Origin of the sequence: Clostridium akagii DSM 12554 (genome assembly GCF_000686725.1) — a bacterium.
GTDB lineage: Bacteria > Bacillota > Clostridia > Clostridiales > Clostridiaceae > Clostridium_I > Clostridium_I akagii.
This window is the reverse complement of the sequence record NZ_JMLK01000032.1, coordinates 20,218-28,846: the sequence shown is the minus strand read 5'-3', so window position 1 is coordinate 28,846 and position 8,629 is coordinate 20,218. Positions and strand designations below refer to the sequence as shown.

Genomic DNA, 8,629 nt, shown 5'->3' with positions numbered 1-8,629 from the left:
ACTTTCGAGTAAAAATTTGATAAAATCCACCTTATCTTTTGATGTTCTTTTATCAAAATTGGGAATAGTTATAATTATTGGTATTCTTCTTACAAATGTCTTTAAAAGTGATGAATTAGGGTCCTCTGTTGTTGCTCCAATTATTAAAACACAAGATTTCCTGTCTCTCTCTGTCTCTCCTAATCTATTGAATTTTCCTGTATCCATAAAATAGAACAACATTTCCTGTCCTTCTGGTGGTAATCTGTGTATTTCATCTAGAAATAATATACCGTTATCTGCTTTTTCAACAATTCCAGCCTTTTCACTATCAGCACCTGTATATGCTCCTTTAGTATGTCCAAACAAATGTGAAATTAGAAGCTGGGGATTGTTATAGTAATCAGCACAATTAAATACTATAAAAGGAGATTTTTCATCCAATTTTTTCACATACTTTGCTTGATTATACATCATGTTTGCAAACAAGGTTTTACCTACTCCTGTTTGTCCAACAATTAATGTGTGCAATCCATTAGGTGGATAAAGTATGGCTGACTTGGCCTGTTCAATTTGACTTTTAAGACTAGTTTTTGATCCTATAAGTTTATCAAAAGGTGATGACTCACCCTGATTAATTTCATCTTTTTCCAAAAATATCTCATCTAAATTCTTTATTTGTATAGGTCCATCCTGTAATTTTTTATTTAAAATTCTCTCAATGCATTTCCTATCCATATACAATACAGGTCTTAATTTTATTTTTATTATCCTGTCCTGTCTAAGTAATTCATTTAAACCCATACATACATTGTTTCTTAATAAACCTAGACTTTCCCCTATTTCACCTGCACTGAAGCCTATTTTCTTATTTAGACTTTCAAAATTGAAATTTTCTGTTTTCTGTACAATATACTCATAAATTTTTTCACTTTTCTTTAAATTCTTCAAATTATCACTTCCCTGAATTAATACCCTTAATGTACTTGTATGATTCTATTTATTATGAACTGTATAAGTTTGAATGACCATTTCTGCATTTTAAAACATAGCCTCTCTATACTTTGCATATTTAGCCATTTCAATCTAACACCGCTCCTTCTAAATTATAATTCAGGCCGTCATTTTATTAGGTCAACTACTGCTGTACCTGGAATGTGTATACATTATGTGCTATCAAGAATGCGTATTCATGGTAGCATCTATTAAATCTATTGTCAATATTTATATATGAAAATATTCATAGCAAATCTAGTACTTATTTGTATTTAATCTTGATTCTCTGACAACTATTCTTATTCTTAATATTATATGTTCCTCCTTTGTTTTTTGTTTTTTGTTTTTTGTTTTTGGTTTATCTTATCAATTATAATTTGAATAGACTGTTTTACTATTTTTCCTATGGGCTGTGCCACACTAGTTAAAGTTGGACTTACTTCTTTACTAATAGAAGTGTTATCAAATCCTATTAAAGCAACTTTTTCTGGCACATCTACTGTCGCTTTATTCAGAGATTTTACAGATGGCTTAATTATCAACTTACTACTATACTTTCTAAAGTGTCACCCAAGAAAATCGAATCCATCATTTATATTAGTTATGACTGTCTTTTCCTTAGTGAACTCTTACCTTGCAAATATCCCATAAATTCTACAACGCTTAACTTTGGTAATATACTTACATAATTTTCTAAATATTTTTCCTTAAAATTGCTTCATGAACCTGATTTTATATTAGCAACGTGTGTTCTTTTTTTCCACTCATAGCTATAAGTTTTTTAAACTGTGGTATTCAAAACATAAAAATGATGACTCCTGTTCAATACAGAAATCACCTTATACCCATAATTCAATTTGGAATATTATCCATATGAGTGGCACCTATATAATTGTAAGCTTTTGAATTACCTTTAACTTGGAACATAAAATTCTCCCACTATAATCTGGATAATACTGATAAAATAAATGGTATTCAGCATAATAATAAACCATACCATTAGGATCATTTATCAAATTTTCTTTTGGTTAATATTGAATATTTTCACCTCTGTTTTGTCTCCTGTATCAGAAGTTGGTCTCATACTTAATTTATTTCAAACAAATTCTACATCAGTATGATGATGCTGGTGCTACTGAACTTGCTACTAAACTTAGTTCAATAATAATACTTAAACTTTTTTTCTTCATTTTCAAATTTCCTTTATAATTTTTATATTTCTACAGTTAAAATTAATTTGATATGCTATTTTAACTAAACTTTATATTTTTTTAACAACAAGTTAATATTTATTTAGTTGTTGATACTTGTGGTACCTTTATATCATCAAGATTTATATGACCCCAACCACCTTGACTTTCGTCCACAATTTTTAAATACACAACTTTACCCACATATTTAGAAGCGTCCCAAGACATTGGTTTTAATGTTTCACTATTTGCACCTGTTGCTGTAAATAAATTACTGCCGGTATCAGCATCTATTAGAGCAATATATTCTGAAGTAGTGTGATTTCCTCCACCAATTAAGAAGCTAATCTTTCCATCGCCACTAAGTTTAAAGCAGCCAGATGACATTGTACCTGAAAGCCCATCACCATTTACACCGGAAGCAAGGAAATTTTTACCATCTTGATTGTATGTTCCTCCCCACCATGTAGTAGCATTTGACACACTAAATGTATTAGCATAACCCTCGTCTTGTGTCCAACCATTAAGATTTCCTGACTCAAAATTACTTATTGGAAGCGTAGTTGGTACAGTTTTTGGATCATAAGATTTAGGACTCCCCGTGCTTGCACCTAAACTAGGAATAAATGTCGCTGATTTTAAAGGAGTTACTGCTAAAGATTTTACCTTAGTGTATCCACCTATGCTATATAATTGTATTCCTCTGCTGGAATCATTGGAGAATATTTGATCCGTAATTGTAACTGAAGCATTCTCAGCATTACTTCCGAAAACTTCTACTGAATCTTTATCTACTATAATTTGAATTTTTACATTACCATTTGCATCTGGTTTCAGTGGTGCTTCTTGTTTTTGTGGCATATAATCTAGAAAATCATAGCTACTAGAGTTATAACGATTTAAAAATACTGTTGAAGTTGCTTTATCATAACCAATAGTTGTATACTGAGTTCCAGCAGCTTTTACATTAATTCCAAATTCACTAGCAGTAGTTGAATTAACATTAAATTCTGATGTAATTTCATATGTTCCGCCAGTGCCTACTGAGACACCTGAAAGTAAGTTACTTCCTACTTTTGCAGTTGCATTAGTTAAAGTTTTTATTGGTTTTTTCGCAAGATTTTGAAGTTCCTTTATAGGTCGCTGAGTAATCTTATATCCATCAGCTGTAGCTACTAATTCTTCTTCTCTTGGAACAGAATCAGCACTTCTCCAAGGAGATGTAGGTGTCTGATCTGAATATGCCCAGTTGCTCATCCAACCTAATAGAATACGTCTTCCATCCGGAACATATTTCCCATATTTTGCTGCATTTACATCATTTCTTGGTGTAGTATCACCCCAAGTAACTCCTGCATATAAATCTGGTCCATAATCAACCCAATTTACTGGATATGAAGGTAATTGATTTGCTGGTGCTTGATATGGAACTGTATTATATACATGGAAATCATCTACGTCAAGGTGACCCCAACCACCAGTAGCGTTATCTACTACTTTTATACGAAACTTTTTACCAAGATATTCTGATGCATCCCAATTTACCCTTCTAACGGTACCTGAGCTTAAACCTGATGTTTTAAATTGAGTCAATTCCTTACCAGTAGTAGCATCTTCCAAAGTAACATAGGCAGATTTTGGAAGATCACCGCCTGCAACTAAGAAATTGATGGTTCCATTTCCACCTAAAGTAAATACAGTAGATTCCAATGTACCTGTGCCAGGATCTCCAGCACCTCCTATTGAAGGATCCGTGTAACCAGAACAGTGATATTTACCAATTCCTCCCACCCATCCTGTATTATCTACTACACTCTTATTTGACCATTCATTTCCTGTTGCTGTCCATCCTGTTAAATCACCTGTTTCAAAGTCAGAATTTATAATATCCTCACCTGCAGGTACTACAGCAGTTGTTGCAGTACTTGTTGCAGCAACTTCAGCAGCATAATCACTCTCTTGTCTAGTTCCTTCTACTCCATTTCTTACTATTGATACCCATGTTTTTCCCCTACTATAACCTAAATCATTAGTTAATTGTACAGTAGCCGTAGATTTACCAGCTGCTACTGTAGCTGTTCCTAGCATATTTCCACCAGTTTGTGCATCATAAACTTTAATAGTATCTCCTTGAAGTAAATAATATCCTTTAACAGCATCACTATTTCCAATATTATTTGTTACTTCAAATTTAGGATCAGCTACAAAATTACTGCCATCAAAATCTCCAACAATATACATCATTCCTGAACCACCTGCTGGTGGAGAATCAGGACTTACTGATGATCCTAAGTTTATGGATAAAACCCATTTCTTAGTGTTTGTTCCACCTACAGTCATCTGATATAAATCAGGGCACTCCCAAACACCTGCATGAGATGCTTGTCCTTCTGCTCCAAATTCTCCTGTCTTAGTCCAATCCTTTAAATTATAAGAAGAATAAAATTGTATTTGATCACCTGCTGCAAGTGTCATAACCCATTTGTTATGTACATTGTCCCAAGATACCTTTGGATCTCTAAAATTAGGTGTATTTGCTGGCTGAGATACTATTGCCTTACCACCATTATATTTTGTCCATGTTTTTCCGTCATCTGTACTATAAGCCATGCTCTGATATTGTTGACCAGTAGTTGCTCCGTTAGTGGTATATAAAGCAACCAAGCCAGTATGATCTGATGTATTATTAAATAAACCGCTGCTATTATTCCAGTCTACAGCTATACTACCTGAAAAAATATCCCCATTTGCATCTGGTGCAAGAGCGATTGGCTCCTGTGTCCAATTTATCATATCTTTACTCTCAGCATGTCCCCAGTGCATAGGCCCCCAAACTGTATCATATGGATTATATTGATAGAATAAATGATATTTCCCATGATAGTAAACCATACCATTGGGGTCATTCATCCAACCAGTATCTGGTGTAAAATGGTATTGAGGTCGGAATGCTTCATTTCTTAATGTTGTAGTACATAATACATTAATAGAAGCTGAAACACTAACTGCTGGTGATACTGTTGCTGCTATAGCTACTGTACTAGCTATTATACTTAATGTAATCAGAACACTTAAACTTTTTCTCTTCATTTTCAACTCTCCTTCATTTATAAGGTAACGTTTACACTAATTGTAAAATCAATAGATGACTTCTCTGTACTTCTTAATTAATAAACTTATTTAAAAAATCCTTCAATATACCTATAATATTGCGAATATTATAATAATTAGATTGAAGAATTCCTAACATCATGTTGTCTCACTCTTGTACATAGCAATTACCGTGCCAAGTCAGTATATAAAAAAATTACTTTTCATTCTTGCATTTTAAAATGGCAATTTATTAAATAATAAAAATATTAATTTAAAATGAATTATATACTTAATTACTTTTTTATATACTTTTGTGCTTTTTTATACGCTTCTTAGTTTGAATTTTAACATAAGCTATACAGAACCCATTTAAACTTATACACTGCGCCCTATTCTTTCAATTTTCGTTAAATCATTTCTGATAAATGATATATCTCTCCATCTGTTAATGTAATATTTATAGTTTTTTTAAACATCTTACTTACCTCTTTAATCACATTAACTTTGATATTATCTAGTTTCCCTTGATCTCCCTTATACTCCAATCCATCATTAATAACCATACGTTCAAGAGCGCAACCCAAATGAACCATTATTCTTATTCTAGTTGCATTGTTAAAACTAACATTGGTTTTTTCTTCTAATTTATCTATAAAATCATACAATATATCTATTATTTTCGCTGGATTCAAATAAGTTAAAAATTGAATCAAACTATCCTCACACAAATCTTTTGCCACCACGTTGCCATGGTTTGCTTGTACAGGAAAATTATCATTTTTTATTATATTCATAAGTATATTTTCCCCCTGCCCGCTAATAAGTTCCTCAATTGAAATAAATGGTGACTCGATGTTAGGATTAGTAATACCAACAGAAGCAATTATATTGTATTTTTGCTTAATGTCCTTTATATCATTTTCCATGTTCATCATACCTATAGGGATAATTTGAATTTCATCATTGATAGTATTTGAAACAATATTTTCAACCAATTCCTTTAATTTAATTGCAGTTCCTTCTCCAGTAGAACACACTGTAATAATTACATTATTTTTACTGGAATTATTATTTGCCTCTTCTTCAAAATTACTATAACCTCTGAAATCCTTTAGTGAACTATAGATGCTTTCTAAATCCATATCTAAAATTGTAGCTTTTCTTATAGCTTCTAGCACTAATGCTGTTGTAACCATATCTAGTGTCTTAACCTTTATATCTGTTTTTTCCATTATTATAGACTCAAAACTGGTAAGAGAGCCCATATCAACAAGTAGTAGAACACCTCTTCCCATATCTATTTCTCTAGCTTTTTCTATGATTTCATCTAAAGTCTGAGTTGGACTAACTTCTAATGGCATATCTATTGCTTCAATTACTCCCTCCCCTAAAAGCTGCTTTGCCACGTTAACCATACTACTAGCTGTGCTACTACCATGTGCTGCTACAATTATGGCAACATGATGATTGGTTGGTTCTTCTGTGATTGAACTGATTAACAGTGTAAGATAGATGACTTCGATCTTCGGAACAATGATATCGTATTTCTTTTCAATCATCCCCTTTACATCTACTGCAATATTAAATTCTGTACGCTTGTCATTTATTATGCCTTCTATATTTGTATACTTAAGTTTTTGATGATTACTTAATCTGTTTAAAAATGAACTCAAATGTAGACTTAATGCGTATAAAAATCTATCGGTTAGACTTTTGTTAAGTTTTTTTTCAATCATTTCCATTACTTCTTCTGAAAATTTAAGAATATCCTCATCTACTATTTTTAATATTTTACTTCTACCATCATCATCATTTTTAACCTTGTTATAAAATGATTTAATATGAACATTAATATCCGTTGTGATAAAGTTATTTATATATTCATCATCTGCGCCTCCTTCTTTCAAAATAGCCGCCTTATCTTCTATTATCTTGTATAAATTAAAAGGAGGATCGTAAGGATCTTTTTCGATTAATACACTGTGCCCCTCTGGAGTAACTATTAACTCAGAATCTAAATAGCTTTCTATTTCTTGCATTTCTTTACGTTTACCACTTAGATAAAACAACCCACTCTTAATATCTGAAGGCAATGATTTAAAATCTATTTCTATAAAATCCTTATTATTAATACTATTCAAAAAACCCTTAGCACAAATAAGTTGAATATTTGATTTCATCTGACCAATATTTCCATAAGAAGTGCTTCCAATAATAGCTTTTACTGCTTCATCTTCAATTTTAATTACCTTATTCACTCTATGTGCCTCATTGGAGAGTAAAAATTTAATAAAATCCACCTTATCTTTTGATGTTCTTTTATCAAAATTAGGAATAGTTATAATTATTGGTATTCTTCTTACAAATGTTTTTAATAGTGATGAATTTGGATCCTCTGTAGTTGCACCGATTATGAAAACACAAGATTTTCTATTTCTCTCTGTCTCACCTAATCTATTAAATTTCCCCGTATCCATAAAATAGAACAACATTTCCTGTCCCTCTGGTGGTAATCTGTGTATTTCATCTAAAAATAATATACCTTTATCTGCTTTTTCAACAATTCCAGCCTTTTCACTATCAGCACCGGTGTATGCTCCTTTAATATGTCCAAACAGATGTGAGATTAGAAGTTGAGGATTGTTATAATAATCAGCACAATTAAATACTATAAATGGTGATTTTTCATCCAGCTTCTTCACATACTTTGCTTGATTGTACATCATATTTGCAAACAAGGTTTTACCAACTCCTGTTTGACCAACAATCAGCGTGTGTAAACCATTAGGTGGATAAAGTATAGCTGCCTTTGCCTGCTCAATTTGATTTTTAAGACTAGTTCCTGATCCTATAAGTTTATCAAAAGGGCAATTCTCATCAATTGGTTTATTTTTTTCTAGGAACAACTCATTTAAATTTTTTATTTCTATTGGTCCATCTGGCAATTTTTTATTCAAAATTCTTTCTAAACAAGCCCTATCAACGTATAGCACAGGTCTAGATTTTATTTTTATTATTCTGTTCTGTCTAAGTAATTCATTTAAACCCATGCATACATTGTTCCTTAAAACACCTATACTTTGGGCTATTTCACCTGCACTGAATCCTACTTTCTTATTTAAATTTTCAAGATCATAATTTTCTGTTTTCTGTACAATATATTCATAGATTTTTTCGATTTTTTTCAAAGTCTTCAAATCATCACTCCTCGGAATTCCTCAGGATATCTCTTTTAGCTATCAGTTTCATAAAAACCAATGCTAACAATAGTATGCAAAACCATAAACAAACATTTTTTCTTTTTTCACCTCAAATTCCAATTACATATTGTATCCATTTTATACATAGCAATTATTGTGCCAAAGGAGTAT

General features: G+C 31.7%; 5 protein-coding genes. All 5 read right to left on the bottom strand.

Annotated features, from left to right (window positions below; genetic code table 11):
• Positions 1-930, bottom strand: a 930-nt coding sequence (locus tag BR66_RS0114070) for a sigma 54-interacting transcriptional regulator (protein ID WP_026883493.1), incomplete at its 3' end; no start/stop codon positions are given.
• 356 nt (positions 931-1,286) lie between these two features.
• Complete coding sequence (locus tag BR66_RS0114065; protein ID WP_026883492.1) at positions 1,287-1,517, bottom strand: substrate-binding domain-containing protein; 231 nt, start codon at positions 1,515-1,517, stop codon at positions 1,287-1,289.
• Between the two features lie 342 nt (positions 1,518-1,859).
• On the bottom strand, positions 1,860-1,991 hold the full coding sequence (locus tag BR66_RS26840; protein WP_207641263.1) for a hypothetical protein: 132 nt from the start codon (positions 1,989-1,991) through the stop codon (positions 1,860-1,862).
• Positions 1,992-2,264: 273 nt separating this feature from the next.
• Positions 2,265-5,255 (bottom strand): glycoside hydrolase family 32 protein, encoded by a 2,991-nt coding sequence (locus tag BR66_RS23950; RefSeq protein WP_084156525.1) that lies wholly within the window; start codon positions 5,253-5,255, stop codon positions 2,265-2,267.
• A gap of 410 nt (positions 5,256-5,665) precedes the next feature.
• On the bottom strand, positions 5,666-8,446 hold the full coding sequence (locus BR66_RS0114055) for a sigma-54-dependent transcriptional regulator (protein ID WP_026883491.1): 2,781 nt from the start codon (positions 8,444-8,446) through the stop codon (positions 5,666-5,668).
• Positions 8,447-8,629: the final 183 nt, after the last annotated feature.

What these genes read in the sequence shown, in the direction of transcription:
- BR66_RS23950 (WP_084156525.1), bottom strand. Translation starts at nt 5,255, where the DNA reads ATGAAGAGAAAAAGTTTAAGTGTTCTGATTACATTAAGTATAATAGCT.